This is a genomic window from Aporhodopirellula sallentina SM41 (genome assembly GCF_000346505.1).
GTDB classification, from domain to species: domain Bacteria; phylum Planctomycetota; class Planctomycetia; order Pirellulales; family Pirellulaceae; genus Rhodopirellula; species Rhodopirellula sallentina.
The window spans coordinates 1-21,019 of record NZ_ANOH01000345.1 but is presented as its reverse complement, the minus strand read 5'-3'; the positions used below and the strand labels follow the sequence as shown (position 1 = coordinate 21,019).

At 56.9% G+C, this 21,019-nt stretch carries 10 protein-coding genes and 1 pseudogene; 10 read left to right on the top strand and 1 reads right to left on the bottom strand.

Going from position 1 to position 21,019, the window contains the following annotated elements; all coding sequences use genetic code 11:
- The first annotated feature begins 169 nt into the window (after positions 1-169).
- The 4 genes and pseudogenes from RSSM_RS22770 to RSSM_RS22755 all read left to right on the top strand — a co-directional run bounded on the left by RSSM_RS22770 (position 170) and on the right by RSSM_RS22755 (position 6,579).
- Positions 170-1,030 carry a Nif3-like dinuclear metal center hexameric protein gene (locus RSSM_RS22770; protein ID WP_044303333.1) on the top strand — a complete coding sequence of 287 codons (861 nt, stop codon included), beginning with the start codon at positions 170-172 and terminating at the stop codon, positions 1,028-1,030.
- A gap of 86 nt (positions 1,031-1,116) precedes the next feature.
- Positions 1,117-4,111, top strand: a pseudogene (locus RSSM_RS31880) (preprotein translocase subunit SecA); the annotation flags it as partial.
- A gap of 219 nt (positions 4,112-4,330) precedes the next feature.
- Entirely contained in the window at positions 4,331-4,831 is a 501-nt protein-coding gene (locus tag RSSM_RS35520) for an SEC-C metal-binding domain-containing protein (RefSeq protein WP_044303332.1), read from the top strand.
- Between the two features lie 431 nt (positions 4,832-5,262).
- Positions 5,263-6,579 carry a 3-deoxy-D-manno-octulosonic acid transferase gene (locus tag RSSM_RS22755; RefSeq protein ID WP_008684618.1) on the top strand — a complete coding sequence of 439 codons (1,317 nt, stop codon included), beginning with the start codon at positions 5,263-5,265 and terminating at the stop codon, positions 6,577-6,579.
- A gap of 28 nt (positions 6,580-6,607) precedes the next feature.
- Here RSSM_RS22755 and RSSM_RS22750 read toward each other — a convergent pair whose 3' ends face one another.
- Positions 6,608-10,717, bottom strand: coding sequence for a protein kinase domain-containing protein (locus RSSM_RS22750; protein ID WP_008684616.1), 4,110 nt, complete (start codon positions 10,715-10,717; stop codon positions 6,608-6,610).
- Between the two features lie 318 nt (positions 10,718-11,035).
- Here RSSM_RS22750 and RSSM_RS22745 point away from each other — a divergent pair, with 318 nt between their 5' ends.
- The 6 genes from RSSM_RS22745 to RSSM_RS22720 all read left to right on the top strand — a co-directional run.
- Entirely contained in the window at positions 11,036-12,289 is a 1,254-nt protein-coding gene (locus RSSM_RS22745) for a hypothetical protein (protein WP_008684614.1), read from the top strand.
- An 8-nt stretch (positions 12,290-12,297) separates the two neighbouring features.
- Positions 12,298-12,801: a CinA family protein gene (locus tag RSSM_RS22740; protein WP_008684612.1), complete on the top strand. Its 504-nt coding sequence runs from the start codon at positions 12,298-12,300 to the stop codon at positions 12,799-12,801.
- 223 nt (positions 12,802-13,024) lie between these two features.
- Positions 13,025-14,248 carry a hypothetical protein gene (locus tag RSSM_RS22735; RefSeq protein WP_236621316.1) on the top strand — a complete coding sequence of 408 codons (1,224 nt, stop codon included), beginning with the start codon at positions 13,025-13,027 and terminating at the stop codon, positions 14,246-14,248.
- A gap of 56 nt (positions 14,249-14,304) precedes the next feature.
- Positions 14,305-17,988 (top strand): cytochrome c biogenesis protein, encoded by a 3,684-nt coding sequence (gene ccsA / locus RSSM_RS22730; protein ID WP_008684607.1) that lies wholly within the window; start codon positions 14,305-14,307, stop codon positions 17,986-17,988.
- 444 nt (positions 17,989-18,432) lie between these two features.
- Positions 18,433-18,771 carry a P-II family nitrogen regulator gene (locus tag RSSM_RS22725; RefSeq protein ID WP_008684605.1) on the top strand — a complete coding sequence of 113 codons (339 nt, stop codon included), beginning with the start codon at positions 18,433-18,435 and terminating at the stop codon, positions 18,769-18,771.
- Positions 18,772-18,857: 86 nt separating this feature from the next.
- A partial coding sequence (locus RSSM_RS22720; RefSeq protein ID WP_044303331.1) for a [protein-PII] uridylyltransferase family protein occupies positions 18,858-21,019 on the top strand: 2,162 nt, incomplete at its 3' end.

The window sequence follows — 21,019 nt, the reverse complement described above, 5'->3', positions numbered from 1 at the left end:
GCTCAACGCCTGATCGTGTTCGGCGGTCGGGCGTGTTGGCGTCTGCCGGATCTGGGAAAACGAACGCGAAACGCCAACGCCCAGGCGTTTACGGTTTGAAAGCGGAGCGATAACCTTGGCGTTTTCGTTCATCGAAGAACGCATCCGCTCATTCCCTTTCGCCGAACCCATGCAAGTCCATCATCTTTGTCAGGCGATGTCCGAAATCGCGCCGCTGCGACTTGCGGAGGAGTGGGACAACGTCGGTTTGCTTCTGGGGCATCGTTCGGCGCCCGCGTGCCGAATCATGACCTGTCTGACGGTGACGCCCGATGTCGTGGCGGAGGCGGAGGAGGAAAATGTCGACGCCATCGTCGCTCACCACCCGCTGCCGTTCAAACCGATGGCGAAGATCAACACCGATTCCGCCGCCGGTGAATTGGTTTGGCGGTTGTGCCGGGCAGGTGTCGCCTTGTACAGCGCCCACACCGCCTTCGATTCGGCCAAAGGCGGGATCAATGACCAGTGGTGCGAGGCCTTGGGGCTGTCCGACGTCAAACCATTGATTGCCATCGATCGTCCTACCTCGGCATCGTCGCCGGACAATATCGAGGGAGCGGGGCGGTACGGGACCCTCCGCGAACGTTTGACCGCGGCGGAAGTTTTCGCCAAGGCTGCCGGATTTTCTGGGGCGACGCGTCCGCGGATCGTCGGTGATCTCGATCGTCCGGTGCGACGGTTGGGGGTTGCCTGTGGCAGTGGTGGCAGCTTCGTCGGGGCGGCCCGACGCGTCGGATGCGATTTATTGTTGTCCGGTGAAGCCACCTTCCACACTTGCTTGGAAGCAGAAAACACGGGATTATCGCTCGCTTTGGTCGGACATTACGCGAGCGAGCGGTTTGCGATGGAGTCTCTGGCCCAGCGTTTGCAAACCATGCTCGGCTCCCTCAAATCAACCGTCAAAATGGCGAATGAGGCAGGACTGGAGGTCTGGGCGAGCCGCAGAGAGCATGACGTGATCGCAGTTGACCCAGTTTCCCAGAACCCGTAACGTTGAATTCTGGCACGGTTTACGTAAACCGTATGCCTTTACCGCATTCCTGACCGCACCGTTTCGCCCTCGCCCCCCTACTATTTATGTCCATCCTCGAGCGTATCTGGGACCTTTTAGGCCTCTTTTTCGGAGGAACTTTCGAAAAAGTTGGTCAGCTCGCCACCAGCGTATTCGGTTCAGCGAACGCACGCCACGTCGCCCGACTCCAGGAAAAGGTCGATAAAGTCACCGCTTTGGAGCCCAAATATGAGGCGATGAGCGACGAGGAGCTCCGCGCGCAAACGGAAGCTTTTCGGAAGCGATTACGGGAAGGCGAAACGCTCGATGATTTGCTCGTCGAGGCTTTTGCGGTCTGCCGCGAAGGCAGTAAGCGTTTCCTCGGTATGCGGCATTACGATGTGCAGTTGATCGGCGGGATGGTGCTGCACTCCGGGGCGATCGCCGAAATGGTGACCGGGGAAGGTAAAACACTCTGTGCGACGCTGGCTGCCTATCTAAACGCGTTGGAGGGCAAGGGCGTTCACGTCATTACCGTCAACGATTATCTCGCCCGGCGTGACATGGAGTGGATGGCGCCGCTCTACATGAATCTCGGTTTGACGGTCAATGCGATTCAATCGGGGATGAGCACCGCCGACAAACAGGCCGCGTATCAGTGCGACATCACCTACGGAACCAACAACGAGTTCGGGTTCGATTACCTGCGTGACAACATGCGTCCGGCGGGCAAGGGTGACGACCGCTTCCCGAAAGACGCTCAGCAGTGCCAAGGGCCGCTGAACTACGCCATCATCGACGAAGTCGACAACATTCTGATCGACGAGGCTCGAACACCGTTGATCATCAGCGGGCCCGCGGACCTCGACCTGGGCCGTTACGCCGAAGCGGATCGCGTTGCCCGCCAGTTGCAGAAGGAAGTTCACTTCACCGTCGACGAGAAACAACACAACGTCACCCTGACCGACGAAGGGGTGCGTGCGGCTGAGGAACTCGCCGGCGTGGAGAGTTTCTACACCGCGGGCAACATGGAATGGCCGCACCTGATCGATAACTCGTTGAAGGCGCATTACCTCTACAAGATCGACGTCAACTACGTCATCAAAGACAAGCAGATTGTGATCGTTGACGAGTTCACCGGTCGACTGATGGAGGGACGTCAGTGGTCCGACGGTTTGCACCAAGCCGTCGAAGCCAAAGAAGGCGTGCCGATCAAGCAAGAAACGCAAACGTTCGCGACCGCGTCGCTGCAGAACATCTTCAAGATGTATCGCAAACTCTCCGGGATGACCGGTACGGCGATGACCGAAGCGGACGAGTTCTACAAGATTTACAAACTCGACGTGGTGGCGATCCCGACTCACCGTGAGTTGCAACGTATCGAACACCCTGACCTGATCTACCTCACTGAAAAAGACAAGTTCAACGCGATCGCTGACGACGTCGAACGTGCTCACAAATGGGACGTCTTGACGTTCAAAGATGGGAACGAAGCATGGGGTAAGATCCAGAGCGAAACGGACAGCGAGATTTCGTTCATTCACAAGAACGAAAAACAGACTGAGTCGATTCCACGATCGGAAATCACCTCGATCGAGCGGGCCGGACGTCCGGTTCTCGTCGGTACCGTCAGCATTGAAAAGAGTGAACGTCTCGGGCAAATGCTCGAACGACGTGGCATCCCGCACAGCGTTCTGAACGCCAAACAACACGGTCGCGAAGCGGAAATCGTTTCGCAGGCGGGACGAATTGGTGCGGTGACCATCGCAACGAATATGGCCGGCCGCGGTACGGACATCATCCTCGGCGGTAATCCCGAAACGATGGCGTGGGCTCAGTTGCAGCACACCTATCCGACACGTTTGGAAGTGCCGGACGACGTTTGGAATAACCTCGTTGCCGAGATCGATGACCGCGAAGGCATGAAAGCCGAAGGCGAAATCGTCCGCGAGCTCGGTGGTTTGTACGTTCTTGGTACCGAGCGTCATGAATCACGCCGGATCGACTTGCAGCTCCGCGGTCGTTGCGGTCGTCAGGGAGATCCCGGCGGCAGCCGTTTCTTCTTGTCGCTCGAAGACGACCTGATGCGAATCTTCGCCGGCGACTTCGTCAAAACCATCATGGAACGGATGGGGATGAAAGAGGGCGAAGCGATCGAGTCCTCGCTCGTGACCCGCCGCATCGCTGCCGCTCAGAAGAAGGTCGAAGAACGCAACTTTGAAATTCGTAAGAGTTTGCTCGAATACGATGAGGTCATGGACGAACAGCGGAAACGCGTTTACCGCTATCGCCAAAACCTGCTCGACGGGCACTCGTCCCGCAACATGGTGCTCGGCCTGATTCGCGCCGAGATTCAATCGCACGTCGATACGTTCCTCGAGCCGAACTACGGCGTTGAAACGTTCGCCACGTTTGCGGGTACCAAGTTGCAGTGCCAACTCGACGCTCGCGACTTCTCAAATACCGACTTCGAGATGGCGGACCGGATCGCAAAAGATCAGGCCGAACGACAAGCCGAGGGAATGGTTGCCGAAGCGGTTGAAGAAAACCTGCCCAGCAGCATGGAAGACGAATGGAACTGGAAGGCGATGGCAACCTGGGCCAACACACGTCTTCAGACGAACTACCAAGACAACAAACTCAAACAACTCGATCGCGATGAGATGATCGACGAGTTCGAGAAGAAGGCACACGCCCTCATCGAGCAAACCGATCTCAGCGAAGGTGAGCCGCTGCTCGAAGCAGACTACGGTTTGCGAGTTCTGTGTGGTTGGATGCGTCACAAATTCGGAATCGAAACCACGCCAGAAGAGTTCCGTGACGTCGAAGACCCGCGGGAAGTGGCAGAGACTTTGGTGAAGCGAGCCGAAGCCTCCTATGCCGACAAAGAAGCCGAATACCCCGTCCTGACCGGAATCTCGAAATACACCGAAAAGAATGGGGCACAGGTACAACTCGATCGCGAGAGTCTGATCGGATGGGTGGAACGACGCTTCGGCAAACAACTGTCCGTCGACGATATCAAACTGAACCGTGATGAACTGAAACAACAACTGGTTCAGTACAGTAAAACGTCGGCGACGCAGTCGACCTCCGTTCAAGAGACAGGACTCGCGAAGGTTTCCGAGATCTTTAAGGGAGCCGATGATGAGACAACCGCCCTGCTCGCCAGCGGCGACAGCGGGCAACTCGAAGGGCTCGTGCAATGGCTCAATACGGAACTGGACCACGAGACCACGGTAGACGACCTCGCACGGATGAATCGGGAAGAATTGACCCTCACCGTGGAAGGTGCCGTGGATGATCGTTTCTATCCTGAAATGCGACGGATGGAGCGGCAAAATCCTGCTCAATATCGTCGATGATGCATGGAAGAATCACCTGCTCACGATGGACCATCTACGCAGCAGTGTCGGGTTGAAGGGCTACGCCCAAATGGATCCGAAGGTTGAATACAAACGCGAAGGCATGCGTCTGTTCGAAACCATGTGGGGAGCGATCGGAGAGCGAGTTTCCGACCTGATCTTCCGCATGGAATCGTTCAACGAGGAGTTCATCCGCAGTACCTGGGTCGATGCACGTGCGAGACATGACGACGCTCACGAAGCCGGCGCGTCGGCCCGGATAGGGAGCGATACCGCCGCCCAACGTGCCGCTTCGGGAAGCGAAGGGCGTGGCGATGGTGAAGAGGTCAAGCCGGAACCGATTCGCAAGGACGAACCACGCATCGGACGCAATGCACCCTGCCCCTGTGGCAGTGGCAAGAAATACAAATCCTGCTGCATGAGGAAAATGGCCTAGGACACCGTTGCGGCTTGGTTTTCGAGTCTACTACCCAAAAAGAGAGCTGACATAAACTATCTACAGCTAAAAGCATGGGGCAAGAACGTAGCGAAAGTCGCGAAGACTTTCGGTGATTCATGAGGCTCGACGAAACTCTTGGAGGTTTGTCGATTTAATCAAGAGTCAACCTGTATTCGTTTAACCGGTAGCCGTAGGCGACGTGCAGTGGCAAGTAGGTCGCCTTTGGCTGCCCGTTAAACGACAAGTCAACAGCCCGTTGCGAGTTTCGCTACTGTGAGATTGGCTGTTGCGGACCACTAGCCGACAGAGCTCGTTTCCTTTTCTGGGATAGCGAACTGCGGTGTTTGGGTTTTAGGACAGGGGCCTAGTGCCGTTGAGATGGATAAACCATTCTCATTGGAATCATTGTCGAACAAAGAGGGACACGGATGTTTCTGAATTTGTTGTACGTGACAGTCTTATCATTGCTGTCGCCGGTCGTTCTCTTTCGCATGATCCGTCATGGCCGCTATCGGCGTGGTGTCGGGCAAAAACTGTTGGGGCTTTCCGAGTTTGCAGCAGCACGCCTGCGTGGCGAGCATGAGGAAACCATTTGGCTGCACGCGGTGAGTGTCGGCGAAGTGAATTTGTTGCCCGAATTGGTTCGGCGACTTTCTCTGCAGGCGAACGGACGGGCGATCGTTGTCAGCACGTCCACCGACACCGGGTATGATCTCGCGGTCAAGCATTTCGGTGAAGAGCGTGTGTTCTTCTGTCCGTTGGATTTCACCTGGGCGGTGTCACGGACGCTTCGGAATCTCCGGTGCACGCGATTGGTGTTGGCAGAACTTGAATTATGGCCGAATCTCATTGCGGCCGCTGAACGTTTGGATTGCCCGGTTGTTGTTATCAACGGTCGATTGAGTGAGCGGAGCGCGTCCGGCTATCAACGGTTTGGTCGTTTCTTATCGCCAACTTTTGGTCGACTCTCGGCGGTTGGTTGCCAGGACGATGTCGCGGCGAAGCGGTTTGTTCAATGCGGCGTGGAGTCAGCACGTGCTCATGTCACCGGATCGTTGAAATTTGACAACGCACCGCGTTCGCGTGATACGTCGGAAGTTGCCGCTCGGGTGAACTGGGCCGGCGTCGATGCCTGGCACCGGGTGTGGTGCGTCGGCAGTACGCAGGCGGGCGAAGAAGAAATGGCATTGGCGGTCTACCATCGCCTCCGAGAGAAACACCCCGAGTTGCGGTTGATCCTCGTGCCACGGCATCCGGAACGATTTGACTTGGTCGCGGAGTTGGTTGTTGCGAAAGGTGACCGTGTGGTTCGCCGCAGTCATAATGACAGTCAGTACAGCGATCAATTGGACAGCGACGAAGTGATCCTGGTGGACACGATCGGTGAGCTGAAACACTGGTGGGGCGTTGCTCACATCGCCACCGTCGGCGGCAGTTTTGGGGACCGAGGCGGGCAGAACATGCTCGAGCCGGCGGGATATGGGTGTGCCGTTTCATTCGGTCCGAATACCAAGAACTTTGACACCATCGCAGGCCGACTGCTCGACGGCGGGGGAGCGGTTCGCGTTGCGGACGAGGCCGAATTGGAAAGCTTTGTGCGACGTTGTTTGGAGGATATTCCGGCGGCCGATGATCTCGGACGGTCGGCTCAGGCCATCGTCGACGAGCATCGCGGTGCGTACGATCGCACGCTGGAGATGATGGGCGAACGCTGCGAGAGTCTGTCGACGCGACGAGCGGCGTAGATCGTTTGTTGATCCTCGGGTTGCGCTTTTATTGTGATGCGGACGGCTCTTGCGACTCAAGTGCTTGTGTCCATTTCTTGAACGCGTCCGTCGTGCGAATGGCATCGAGGTCAGCGTCCGCTTCCATCGTTGAACGCCATCCGGGGTCGTTGAATAGGCCGACCTGAGCCGCTTTCTCGAGTGCTTTCATAGCGTTCGATTGGTACAGATCAGATAGTGACTCGTTGGCAGATTCACTGAGGTGTGTGTCGTTCTGCAATGCTGCGACCGCGAGTGCGAAGTTCACCGCGAGGCTGTAGTAGGACAGTGCACTGAGTTCCTGTTCTTCCATGATTGGTGCTGAACGTTCACAGCCAGAGAGAAAACGCCCGAGTCGGATTTCGGCGTCGCTGAGATTGATCGCGATCGTGTACTGCTGCGGGCTGTTCTCGCTGAGTTGATAGGCTTCGGCCAAAAAGTATCGTGCCTGTTCATAGTTCTTCTTGCTGTGGAAATGGGTGGCCGTTTGCCGGTAGGCCAACATTGCTGCGTCACGCGCATCGGCATCGTGCCCGTGCGTGTCTAGCATTCCGGCAACCGCATGATGGAGATTGTTCACCAGGGCGTCGACGTCTTGGCCGAGTTCGAGTCGATATCCAATGAGTAGATTCTCGACCAGCAGTTGGTAGGTCATGTGCTGCAGTGTTGGGTCGCGGCGATACAGTTCGATTGCTGCGGCGCGGGCCCGTTCGCACTGCTGTGACGCGGTTTGGTAATCGTTTGCATCGGAGCTGACTATCGAAAGCTGTGCCAGATCACCAACGATCGTTTGCAGTTGGGAATCGTTTAGTTCGCTGAGCGGAACGTTTTGGAGGACGTCGAGGCTGCGAAGGGTGTATTGATTCGCGTCCACGTCCGGTACGTCGAGTTCTCTCAGCCAGTCGCCGTAATCTCTCAGCGCAGTCGCGAGGTTTTTGCGAATGACCGGTTCATCAGGGAAGGTGTCGAGGAGTGTTTGGCGAACGTCGATTCCCTTTTGTAGATCTTCCAATCCTTCGTTGAGTTTTCCTGCTGCGAAAAGATATTGGGCTCGCGTGTCAAAGGAATCGGCACGTCGCTCGTGAGGGAACGGGACTTCCCAATAAGACGCTGGGAAAGACGTCATTGTTTCTTGACGGTTGGTTTCCTGTTCGGTTGCGTCGTTCCAGCGTTCGCCGGTTTGCGCGATCTGCCCGAGCAACTCGTGGAGGTTCGAATGCAATTCCGTGTAAGCAATCCGTTGAGGAAGTTGGTCGAGATGTTCCAAGATCGCGGTCGCCTCGCTTCTCCGTTTTTGAATTGTTGTTTCTGCATCGGGAACTTGGAACCAGAGAGACAGCATCGCGGTGTTGATCAGTGTTTTCGCATGCAGAGCTTGAGCATCCGGAACCTGTGGGAAGTCGTGGGCGAGTCGTGCGGTTTCTGCTAGAACATCGCTGGCATCTTTGAGCACACTCGGCGGTTCCTTGCCGGTGCGGAGTTCCGCGAAGATAAGATTCAAACGCGTTTTCAATAAGCGATATCGGTATTCGAAAACCGTCGGGAACTCGGTATGCAGTCGTGTATCGAGTTCAATAGCTCGGGTTAGCCCGTTGCGAACTTCGTTCGGATCCGGTGCGGCGTCAGAGATTGCTAGTGTCGTCGCGCGAAGGTTGTTCGCGTCGATTTGGAGTGCGGCGAAGAGGAGATTATCGGGATGCCGATCGACGAGTTGTTGCGCGAGTTCCTGCGCCATTCGGGAATACTCGAGTGCGAGTTTTCGAAGACGCGCGTTGGTGGTTTCTCTCGCCAATGAGACATAGCACCGGGTGCGGAACTCGATGAAGGCGATCTCGGAGTCTCGCTCGGGGGTGGTTTGCTCCGATTGTTTTAACGCCTTCTTCCAGTCCTCTATCGCGTCGAAGAGGTTGCCTCGGGCGGCTCGGACTTCGGCACGAGCCATCAGTGGATGGTTCATCGCGAGTTGCCAACTTTCGCGGTTGTCGCGAGGTGCGACGTCGAGCCGAGCGATCGCATCGTTGAGCGTTTCGAGGCTGGCATCGTCACGTCCGATTTGAAACTGAGTCTTGCCGAGTTGAGTCAGTGCGGCTACGTGAAGTAGTGCGGTCTCGGTGTTCGGATTCGCCTCGGCATATTCGATCGCACGTTGGGAATGTGCGAGGGATTCTTCGAATTTTCCTGTTTCCGCATAGAGCGAAGCCAGTTGCACCTGGGTTTGTGTGCGGAGAAGGTGATACGCATCGAGCGTCGTCCGGTCGAACTCGTTGGACGACGGCGAGGCTGCATGGGGGCGCAGATCACTTTCGAGTTCATCCAGGTTCTTCTCAACCGTTTGAAAGTATTCGATGGCCTGAGATGGTGATTGGGTGTTGCGGACGATCGCGGCGAGAAGTGCTCGCCACTGAGCCTGTTCCAAACGCAGGCGAGGGTCATCGGGGGTCTGGGAGAGAAACTCAACGAAGTAGGGTTCGGGAGATTTCAGAAGGCTCATGCGAAGCCGATCGAGGCCCTCGGCCTTGAGCCGTTCGTCTTCGCTGATCTGAACAAAGGACTCTCGGACCGCTTTTCGTGCCGCGATCAAATTGCGTTCGGCGGTGTCTCGTTGGGCGGCGACTTCTGCGTTTTTGGTGGAAAGGACGATGGCGATTGTGCCGAGAGCGAACATACCGACGAGCAGGGCTGCGAATCCGGACGTGACCAACGTCCGGTGTTGCCGCATCCATCGCAGAGTGCGTTCGTGCCACCGTTCCCGGTATGCCGTGACCGGTTCGTCAGCGAGCCATGCTTCGAGATCATCGGCGAGGGTTTTGGCGGTCGGGTAGCGGTCTGTTTGTGACGACGCGGTGGCTTTTTCGACAATCGCAGCGAGCGCGTTGGGGATGTTCGGGTTCACCGCGGTTGGGGCAACCGCATCGCGTCGTTTGGCTTTGTCGAGCACGTGTGCGGTTGAGGTGCCCGGGTACATCGTTGTCCCCGTGAGGATCGTATAGAGCGTCGCACCGAGGCTGAAGACATCGCTGCTCGGTTTGAGAGCCGATTGCCTGCCTCGGGCTTGTTCAGGCGACATGTAGGGTGCCGTGCCCAGGACTTGATCGTCGGATTCCTCTGTCAAACGGATCGGGGCGAGCGTTGGATTCTGTTCGAGCAGTTCGCCGGGGACCTCGTCGTTCGGAGCGGCAGAATCACGTCGGTAGATCGCGGCCAATCCCCAGTCGACCACGAGAGTCTCTCTGAAGGGGCCAAGCATGATATTGTCGGGTTTGATGTCTCGGTGGAGAACACCACGGCTGTGTGCGTAGTCGATCGTGTTGCAGACGTCGAGAAAACGATTGAGGAGTTGCCGAAGCGTGAGCGAGGGAGTCCGTGACGTGGCGAAGACGGGAGACCCGCTATGAAGATTCTTTATCGCCTGTTTCAAACTCTCCCCACGGATGAAACGCATCGCGTAGAAGGGGCGGCCGTCCGGGTATTGGCCCATCCCATACACCGGAACGACGCCGGGGTGTTCGAGCGAACCGGTGAGAGAACCCTCGAGAACGAACATCCGACGACTCGCAGGATTGTCCGCACAGGCCGGCTGAATCTCTTTGAGGGCGACGTCTCGGTGTACCTCACGGTCGCTGGCGACGAAGATTTCCCCGAGGCCGCCGCGAGCGTGGAAGCGTTTGGATTGATAGCGGGTCGGACCGTAAGCCGTGTTTGATGTCACGCCTCGATCGGAAAGCGAAGGATGGGGAGTGAGGTTCGGTGAGACAACGGTTTCGTAGGTGACCAACTGATTCTCGGAATCAGATCTCTCGTCGCCTTGTTTAGGGGCATCGGCGGGAACTGCTTGGGTTTCGAGCAAGTGATCAAAGATCGACAGTGGAAACGGGAGCGGTTCGATCGCGGCTAGGCTCGTCGAGCTGTCATCGTGATGCCGTTGCAGGTGATCCTTTACGGCCGCATCGATTTGTTTGCGTTGCTGTTCATCAATCATCCCGGTTTGGACCATCGTGTCCGAGATGGAATGATCGGAGCTCGTTTGCGCAACCGCACGGCCGAGTTGTTCGTTGTCGATTTTGGCGTGACGAAACGCGAAGGCAGCAAAGAGTAATTCCAGATCGAGTGGGCGGATCATGAGATGGTCCGTGTCGAGGTCGAGTTTCAGAACTGTGCCGAGGCCGCCGATGGGTTGGCGACAGCGTTGGTTTTTGGCGAAATTTCAACGAGCCGGCCGAATCCAGAGCAGTAATAGGATACCGCAGACGATCGCATTCATTTTGGCAATTGGCATTCTTTGGATTGATTGCTGGTCGGTGGTGACCGACAATGCAGATTGGCTTGCTACTCAGACGAGGAAAGTTCAGTGTGCGTTAAGTGTTTTCGGCTAATCGTTCTTGGCAGCGTTGTCGCGGTTTGTGGTGCGGGGTGCACGCGTAAAGTCTTCGAGATAGATTTGCTGCCCGACGGAGAGTCGATGCGGAGGTCGTTGACGGTATGGAGCGAGACGGTCAGCGATGATGCAAAGGCCTCGCCACTGCCCAGAGCGGAGATCGATCACTTTCGTCAGTTCTATCAACCGTCCGATGAACACTTCGAAGGGGACAAGCATACGTTTGTCGGATTGTTCGAAGGTGAAATGCCTGGTGACGTGGGAGGTGCGGGGAGCTATGAGCGTTTCGAATCGCAGCTAGGCTCGACGTCTCTGTATAGCGAGCGGTTTCGCGGAGAGGATGATTTGCAGGCGTCGATGCAAAAACGCAATGAAGCGGTCGATCACCTGGTGGAATTGCTGCATCACTGGGCAGGAAACGAAATTTCTGATCCTGAGACACGAGAACGTTTGCTCGTGTTTATCGATAACGACCTGCGGAACGATCTGAAGAATATTGCTGCCTATTGTTGGACGCACGCGATGCTCAGCGACCTGGATGAACAGCAGGTGATGCAGCGTCTCGTGGTTCGAGTGTCGCAGTATCTCGCCGAACGAGACTACGTCGCGATGCAAGACGCGCCCAAAATATTCGCTGCGTTGAATTCCCAGGACGCTCAGCAGTACGCCGAGGTGTTGCATGCGGCGATGGTGCGAAAGTTAGGTTTGCCTGAGGGGGACACGATTGCGATTCTGGGCGACAGCGAGCGTTTACAAAGCTCTCTTCGAGAGTCACTGCGTGAAACGTCTTTGTATCGTGAGGAGTTGGCCCGCTACCGCAAAGCACATCCTCAGAGTGACGAAGATGACGATGTCGATCCGCTCGGGTTGCTCTTAAAATATGCCTTGGAGGCGACGTTGCCCCGATCGGGTTCCGAGTGGGGTGTGGTGAAGGTCAACCTCCGGTGTGGAACCGAACCCTATGTCACCAATGGATCGTGGGATGACGAAACACGTTCGGTTCGTTGGGAGGAATCCATTGATGATGCTAACCTCCCCGCACTCGCATTTGCCGGATGGAGCGAACCGAATGAACGTTTGCAGGAACGTTGCTTTGGAGCGACCGTGTTGTCGGGAGAACGGCTAGCCAAGTATGTTTTGTGGTATCGCGGTTTGTCCGCTGCTGAGCGTGAAAATTGGGATTCCTTTCTCGACGATCTCAATCCGGCGACCGCACCGGGGCGGATCGAGGAGTTTACGTTCCCTGGTGTGGAGGAACCTTCCGAATGGCCTCGATCGCTGTTCGCTGAAGTGCTGAGTGAAAACAAGCAAGAGTGAGATCGCCGATGTCCGAAGCCGTATCGTTGATCGAATTCTTTCGCGAGCGGGAGGAACGGCTCACTCTGGCCGAGAGTTGCACGTGTGGGATGGCGGCGGCCTTGGTCGGGCAGGTACCCGGGGCGAGCGAAGTGTTTTGCGGAAGTGCGGTCACGTATCGAGAATCGGCCAAGACCGATTGGCTCGGCGTCGACGCGGCCGCCCTGCGACAGTTTACCGCAGAGAGTCGAGAGGCTACCGATGCGATGGCAACCGGCGTGCTGGCTGCGACCTCGGAGGCTCATTGGGGAGCGGCGATCACGGGGCATTTGGGGCCGGGGGCACCGGTCGAATCCGATGGACGCGTGTTCGTGTCGATGGCGAGACGCGGCGCCGACGGTGTTGGCAGGCTCGTCGCGGTTGATGAATGTGTTTTGCAGTCGACGGATCGTATCGATCGGCAGAAGGAAGCCGCCGAGTACCTCATTGAATGGATTTTGAAGGTGGCTCGGGCGGCCGAAGATCGAGTGTGATCTGGCTAATTTGGCCGAAAGTCTGAGAACAAAAGCCGCTGATGTCGCGTTGAAACGGACATCACGGTTAGGTATGAACCGCCTCTTTTGGTATTCTGACCCTGCGTCGACGGGGCGGATTTTGCCCTCGATGCTCGGTTTGTCGAAACCTCCCGCCTCAGACCACCCCACCTCTCGCTGCGCTGTTCAATTGTCTATTAATTTTGGTTCTCTGAATCTTCTTTTGAAATCAACGACCATCAGGCTCGGTTATTTCGGAGGCGTTTTTTCTTGCATTCTTTTCATGGGGTGCGCGGAGCAGGCGCCGATCATTACCTACGAAATTCCGACGGCGGTTCCCGCGGCGCTGGCGGCTGAGGATACTCGTATGGTCGCTGCGATCTTGCCTCAGGAGGGTCAAGCGTGGTTCTTCAAAATCATGGGGCGCGAGTCGGCCGTTGACGGTGTGGTCGATGAGTTCCGTGAGTTCGTCGAGCAGATTGAATTCCAAGATGGCGAACCTGTGATCGGCAAATTGCCTGAAAATTGGAAGCGAGGCGGCGAACGGGCGATGCGGTTTGCCTCGATCGACATCAACACACCCGAGCAGCAGCTCGATCTCAGTATCTCGCAGTTGAGCCGGATGGATGACTGGGACGCGTTAGTGACCAGCAACATCGTGCGGTGGCGAAAACAGGTGGGGCTCGACGCGACGGATCAAAAGTGGTCGGGCGCCGAAGAATTGGAATGGAAAAACGCCGACTCATCCGATCCCGCGGTTTGGCTCGATGTCACCGGACGTCCTGATGACGCCGCGTCGTCTTCCATGAGTGGTGCCCCGTTTGCGGGAGGCGGCCCGTTTCAGGGATCGGCTCCTTTCGCGGGAGGCGATTCCATGCCGGCTTCCTCGTCGGGGTCGCCGGATCCGCACGCGGGGTTGCCGCGTTCGGCACGAGAAGCCATCGCGGCGCGGACGAAAGCTGTTGCATCTGGTGAATCGACGGACGATTCCGGCGAGTCTGCCGAGAGTGATCGCGATGCAGAATCGAAAATTCAATACGACCGTCCGGAAGGATGGCGGGATGGCCGGATGAGCATGATGCGGTTGGCTGCGTTCAATGTCGGACCGGAGGACAGCGCGGCGGAAGTGACGATTATCAATGCCGGTGGTGACCTGCGTGGGAACGTCGCACGTTGGATGGGGCAGATTCGCAGCTCCGCGGTTCCTGACGAAGATGTTGATGCGGCGATCGAAAATGCGGAACAGTTAGAAGTGAGCGGTCATTCGGCGCAGCGTTTCGTGTTGATGCCCGACGATGCGGGTGATGCCGACGCGACCGCCATCGATGCGACGATCATCCCACTCGAAGAGGGCTTCAGCATGTTTGTGAAGATGACCGGACCGGTCGAGACGGTGAAGACCCAGTCAGAACAAATGAAAGCATTTCTAGAGAGTATTGAATTCTGATTCCTGCCCGAATCACGATTCCGAACTCCCACTCTCGCCCTTTAGGCCCATCCATTATGGCTACTGTTTCAACTGATTTTCCTGCCGATCGTTCCTCGGCTGCTGGTTCGCATGCCGGGCAACAATCGATCGCCTATCAACTGCTCGCGGCGGTCGGTTCGCTCAAGATGACCGTCGTTTTGTTCGCGTTGTCAATCGTCTTGGTGCTGGTGGGAACACTGGCACAAGATGAGATGAACATGCAGGAGGTGAAGGAGCGTTACTTTCTGTCGTGGGTCGCGCCGCTGCATATCGACGATTTCTTTCCGCAGGCGTTCTACCGACATGACAAGCCGATTCCCGGCGTGGTGCCGTTCACCGGCGGAGCATTGATCGGGTTCCTGTTGATGGTCAACTTGATCGCCGCCAAGGTGACCCGGTTTCGACTGCAGGCGAGCGGCGGCAGGTTGATCGCGGGGCTCGCATTCTTGGCGTTGGGCGTAGCGATCGCAGGAGCGATTATCTTTCTCGGGCACAACGATGATGGCCTGCAAGGGACGCCGCCTTCGTGGTTGGGGTATGACCGTTTGTGGGCGCTGATTATGGCGTCGCTCGCTGTCGGTGCGATCGCGTGTGGCGTGGCGGCATCGAGTGCCCGTTCGGTGGTGTTCCGCCGGAGCGGATTTGCCCTGGCGGCGATCCTCGGGGTCGCGGTGATCGCGTCGTTGGTGACCGGCTTTCGAATTGGTGATCCGGGACTGCGGATCATTTGGCAATTGGCCAAAGGCGTGGGGGCCGGATTGGTGATGCTGGTCGGATGTCAGATCGCGTTCGGGAAGCAAGGCGGCAATGTTCTTTTGCACCTGGGGGTCGGTTTGCTGATGGTCGGCCAGTTTGCGTTTGGCGATCGACAAACCGAACAAAGGTTGAGTTTGGTCGAAGGGCAGTCGACCAATACGTTTGTGAATCTGGACCAAGTCGAGTTGCAGTTCATTCGGACTGAAGATGACGTGCAAACGGTGACCGCGGTTCCGTCGCAACGTTTGGTTGGCGTGGTCGGTGGTGAGGATGTTTTATCGGACCCGTCGCTACCGATGGATATTCGCGTGTTGGAGTATTTCGAGAACTCGTCTTTGGTCGAGGTTCGCGAAGACAATCCGGCGACCGAGGGGATCGGTTTGGAAGTCTCGGCGTCCGAACGCGGGAAGTCCGGCGGTGCCAAGATGGAGATGAATACGCCTTCGGCATACTTGGAATTGCTGCATCCGGAAACGAAAGAATCGCTGGGGACGTTTTTGGTCAGCCATTCGATCAATGATCGTGCGATCTTGATGCCCGATGGCAAGAGCAAGGACATGATGGACTCCGTCACGGTGGACGGGAAAACGTATGAATTTGGTTTGCGTTTGCACCGCGAAGTAAAGCCTTACTGGGTGCAGCTCGATGACGTGCGGCGTGTGAATTGGAGCGGTTCGGATACGCCGCGGGACTACTCTTCGTTTATACGGATTGTCGACGAAGAAACCGGCGACGATCGCAAAGAACGCGTTTGGATGAACAATCCGCTGCGATATCGTGGCGAAACTTTCTATCAGTCCAACTACACCGCGCTGCCCGGCGGGAAGGAACTGACTGGCATTCAGGTGGTTCGCAACTCGGGATGGTTGATTCCTTATGTCGCCTGCAGCATCACGGCGTTGGGGATGCTCGTCCATTTCTGGGGGACGTTGTCGCGGTTCATCTCGCGGCGGCGTCGCGAAACCGGCGGCAACTTCGCGTCGCCGGTGGAACAGGATCCGTTTGGGCGTTTCAGTGAAGAGGACCTGTCCGGAGGAGTCAAAGACGGGGACGTTCAACGTCCTGAGAGAACACAGCGGGCGTCATGGCCGGTCGCTTTGTGGGTGTCGGCTGTTGTCCTCGGCGTTTTGTATTTGCTGTTGCCCGCATCTTCTCTGCAGAACATGCGTCGTCCGACCGAACGTGACACATCGTTCGATTTTACAGCGGCCGGGAACATTCCGGTGCAGTTTGGTGGGCGGGTGATGCCGCTCGATGCGTACGCGCGTCAAACGCTCAAGGCGATGACCAACAAGGATTCGTTGCCGGTCGATGGTGCACCGTCAAAGATCCAAGAACGCGTCGACACGCGGAAAATGTCTGCCGTGCAGTGGCTCATGGAAGTCGCGATGGATAGCGAGGAGATTCGCCGTCTGCCGATGTTCCGGATCGATGCCGAGGAGGTTCGTTCGGAACTCGATCTCGAACGACGCGAGAGCAAACTCTATTCGCTGCAAGACATTGGCGACAACATCGAACGCTTTACCACGTTGGTACGGGAAGCCGGAGCGAAGGACTCGCTCGAGCAGGATTTTAAAGACAAAAAACTGATTGAACTCGATCTGCGAACCCGGCAATACACGCTCGCGGCGGCATCGTTCCGGTTGCCGATCCCGGATGAAATTCCGGCAGAGTTCTTTCCCGAAGGAACGAGTGAACAGACACGACAACTGTTTGCCCTCCGGCGTCTCGAAGAACGCATGAATAGCTTGGCCGGCATGAAGGCACCCGCGTTGATCCCGCCGAGTCAGGAAGCAGCGGTGTCGGACGTGAACCAACCGAAGTGGATTCCGTTCGCACCAGCATTCTTTGACATGGCGAAGAACGGATTGAGCGAAGACGATTCGCCTGCCGGCATCCGATCGTTCAGCGAAATGATCCGATCCTACGGTGAGGAAGACGCTGCGGCTTTCAATGCGGCCGTTGATGAGCATCTCGCGAGCGTCCAGTCCTATTCGATCACCGGGTACGACCACGCTGCGGTTTCGTTGGAGGCATGGATCGGCAGTTCGAGTCCGACCACGGTCGCGACGGTGTTTTACACGATCGCATTTGTGCTGGGATTGATCGCGATGGCGATCGATGCTCCGCGACTCAACCTCGCGGTTTGGGGAACGATCGCGGTGGCGTTTATTGTGCACACGATTGTGATCGGTGCGCGGGTTTACATCACCGGTCGTGCGCCCGTGATCAACTTGTATTCGTCAGCCGTGTTTGTCGGTTGGGCCGCAGTTCTGTTTGGATTGGTCGTGGAGCGTATCTTCCGGTATGGAACCGGAAACTTGCTTGCCGCGTTTGCCGGATTCATGACGCTGCGTGTGGCCGAGTACATCACGCTGCCTGTTGGCCAGGCCGAAACGATGGGCGTTTTGCAGGCGGTGTTGGATACGCAGTTCTGGTTGTCGACGCACGTCATTACCGTGGCGCTCGGCTATGTAGCCACGATGGTGTCGGGGACGCTCGGGATTGTTTACTTGGTGTCGAGTTGGTTCCGTGCGAGCGATCGTGCGAAGCGAGATTTGTATCGCGTCATCTATGGCGCGTCGTGCTTCGGCATCTTGTTCAGTTTTGTGGGAACGGTTCTCGGCGGACTTTGGGCCGATGATTCCTGGGGGCGATTCTGGGGATGGGATCCGAAAGAGAACGGGGCCCTGCTGATCGTCATTTGGAATTCCTTGATGCTGCACGCCCGTTGGGACGGGATGGTGAAAGCAAAGGGTTTTGCGATTCTGGCGATTGGCGGCAACATCATCACGGCGTGGAGTTGGTTCGGCACCAATGAGTTGGGGATTGGGTTGCACAGTTACGGATTCACCGAAGGCATGTTGCAGGCGCTCGCGTGGTTCTTTGCGATTCAAATGGCATTCATCGTCGCCGGATTGTTGGTCCCCGATAAAAACTCGGTCGGGCCTGCTTCGCAATAGAGCATTTCGAAGAATGATGTTGTGATCCCGGCCCGGTTCCTACCAGCCGATTCGAATTCGTCCGGTAGGAATTGGTCCCGCGTGATTTGCGAAAATGCTCTCGACCGCGGGCTGATGCCGGAAGAGTGGGGTGACTCCTCACGGATGCGAGCGGATCGGTGTGGTTGGGAATGTCCGTGATCGCTCCTCAGGGGAGTGTTTTAGGGGACTCATGCGACGCATCGAGGAATTTGGGGCGTATGGAGAACCGGCAATTCGCGTGGGGGTCTCTTGGATTCTCCAAATGCGCGGAATTTGCCCGTCTGGTGAAACGACGTGACATGCGTGTAGAATGGGGCGAACCAGGGACGATCGCCTCGCAATTCTGTGAAGCGGTCTCCTGCAAGACGCCGCTAGATCGGATCGTCTCACGCAAACTCGTTAAATCCGCCGGAGCTCTCTGCCGTGAAAAAAGTCGAAGCCATCGTTCGCCACTTTAAGCTCGAAGACGTTAAAAACGCTTTAACTGAGCAAGGCATCCACGGCATGACCGTAAGTGAAGTTCGCGGTTTCGGTCGCCAAAAAGGGCATACCGAGATCTATCGTGGTACCGAGTACGCAATCGATTTCGTGCCGAAGGTCAAAATCGAGGTGGTTTGCACGAGTGACAACTTGCAGACCGTGATCGACACGATTTTGCAGACGGCGCAGACCGGGCAGATCGGTGACGGAAAGATCTTTGTTACCAATCTGGAAGATTCTGTTCGTATCCGGACGGGTGAGCGGGGCGAAGAGGCGTTGTAAGACCGACGACTCGTTATCGGGTCGATTGGCCGGCTCGATTGTTCCCCCTCGAGCTTCCGGTATTTACACTGTCCGATTCTAAACCCGTGGCTAAATCGATCTCGTTAGCGACCACGGCTCTACGGTACCGAGACCAACTCACTCAGGGGCGTTCGCGAATCGAGGCCAGGTTTCGAACCGGTCTTCCGAGTTTTCAAACCGCGACCGCCCTCAGCGATCTCTACGATCAAATTGTTTGCTCCGTATACGAGGACTCGCTGCGGCAGGCCCTCGCCGGTGGAGCAAAGGAGCAGCAAGTCCAACGTCTTGCGCTCGTTGCCCATGGCGGCCACGGACGCCGCGACCTGTCACCATTCAGTGACGCGGATCTGATGCTGCTGACGCCTCGCACCACGGCGGCGAGTGCAGCTCCTGTGGCAGGTGCGTTGGTGCGTGATCTCACCGATGCGGGGCTGGACGTGGGCTTCTCGATCCGCACCCCGGCGGAGGCATGTTCGCTCGCGTGGACCGATCCGAAGATTTACACATCGTTGACTGAGTCGCGCTTGTTGTGCGGTGACGAGACGACGTTTCGCCGATTCCACGACTCCTTTCGCTCCGGGGCGAAACGGAGATGGAAAATGCTCAATCAGAAGGCGATTGAGACGCGTCGTGAAGAGCGTCGCAAATGGGGCGAGACGATCTACCTGCTGCGCCCGAATATCAAACGGTCACGCGGTGCGTTGAGGGATATTCAATTGGTGCGGTGGCTCGGTTTTGCGACGCACGGGCAAACCGATTTGGCGCAGCTAGCGAGTCTCGGGGCGTTGTCGAGCGACGACTTGGAAACGTTGCGTCGCGCGCATGGTTTCCTGTTGAGGTTGCGTCACGAACTTCACTTTCGATCCAAACGCAGCCAGGATATTTTGGATCGGCCGACGCAGATGGAAATCGCCAAGGACTGGGGATACCAAGGCGAGTTGGGCGTGTTGCCGGTTGAAGACTTCATGCAGGATTACTTCGAGCACACGCGTGGAGTGCGTTACGTCTCGGCGTTCTTCGACGACGATCACCGTGCCCGGTCGCGAACCGCGATGGCATTGGAAAGGGTTCTCTCACGTCGCATCGATGACAAAATTCGAATGGGGCCAACGCACATTTGGGTCATTGGTAAGAAGCTCGATTCTTTTGCATCGAGTCTGTCGGATGTGCTCCGGTTGATGCATTTTGCGAACGAGAATTGCCGACGGATTGCTCATCCAACTTGGCTGGCGATTCGAGTTGCGATGCAAGAGCGTTCGTGGAGTCCGCCGGATCCGAAGAGTGTGCAGTCTTTCCTCGCGTTGCTTAGTCAGCCGGGGCGTTTGGCATCGCTGCTGCGACGGTTGCATGAACTGCGAATCATTGAACAACTCATCCCCGCGATGAAGCGTTGTCGCGGGTTGTTGCAGTTCAATGCGTACCATCAATACACCGTCGATGCGCACTGTTTGCGTGCGGTTCAAGCGGCGACCGATTTTGTCGAGGATGAGAGCGCGATGGGGCGTCGGTATCGCCGCATTAAAGATAAAACGCTTTTGCACTTGGCTCTGTTGATCCACGATTTGGGCAAAGGTTACGACGAAGACCACAGCGAGGTCGGCCGGCGCATCGCGGGTGAGGTGGCCGACGCGTTTGAGCTCGAACAGGGGCAAAAGGAAACGTTGCAGTGGCTCATTCACAAACACTTGTTGATGAATACGGTTGCGTTTCGTCATGACCTCAACGACCCGGATGTGGTGCATGACTTTGCCGCAGAGGTCGGGGCCGTGGGGCGGTTGGAGTTGTTGCTCGTCCATAGCGTGGCGGACCTGATTGCGGTGGGGCCAGACGTGCTCACGGATTGGAAGATGAAGCTGATTGAGGATTTGTATCTTCGGACGCGGCGATACTTTGAGACGGGGAATTTGCCGGGCGAAAACGATCCGGAACTGGATCAGCATCGCGAAGACATTGTTTCGCTGATCCGGTCGGCCGGGGGCAGCGATGCGGTTGTGGAGTTGGTCGGTGAGTTGCCTCTGTCCTTGCTACGGCATCGCGGCGCCGGCGAGATCGCGACTGAACTGATCCAGGTCGGCGAATGGTTGGGCAAAGAGGAAGGCTGTTACTGTGCCGGATTAGTCGATCCCGATGGTGGTGCCGTTCGTTACAACGTGGTGGTCCAGCAAGGTGATTCTCGTATCGGCATGTTCGCACGGATTACCGGGGCACTGTACGCCTGCGGGTTGAC

Bases quoted from the DNA above. Each gene is read 5' to 3' on its own strand.
- RSSM_RS22770 (WP_044303333.1), top strand. From the start codon at position 170: ATGCAAGTCCATCATCTTTGTCAGGCGATGTCCGAAATCGCGCCGCTG.
- RSSM_RS35520 (WP_044303332.1), top strand. From the start codon at position 4,331: ATGATCGTTTCTATCCTGAAATGCGACGGATGGAGCGGCAAAATCCTG.
- RSSM_RS22755 (WP_008684618.1), top strand. From the start codon at position 5,263: ATGTTTCTGAATTTGTTGTACGTGACAGTCTTATCATTGCTGTCGCCG.
- RSSM_RS22750 (WP_008684616.1), bottom strand. From the start codon at position 10,717: ATGATCCGCCCACTCGATCTGGAATTACTCTTTGCTGCCTTCGCGTTT.
- RSSM_RS22740 (WP_008684612.1), top strand. From the start codon at position 12,298: ATGTCCGAAGCCGTATCGTTGATCGAATTCTTTCGCGAGCGGGAGGAA.
- ccsA (WP_008684607.1), top strand. From the start codon at position 14,305: ATGGCTACTGTTTCAACTGATTTTCCTGCCGATCGTTCCTCGGCTGCT.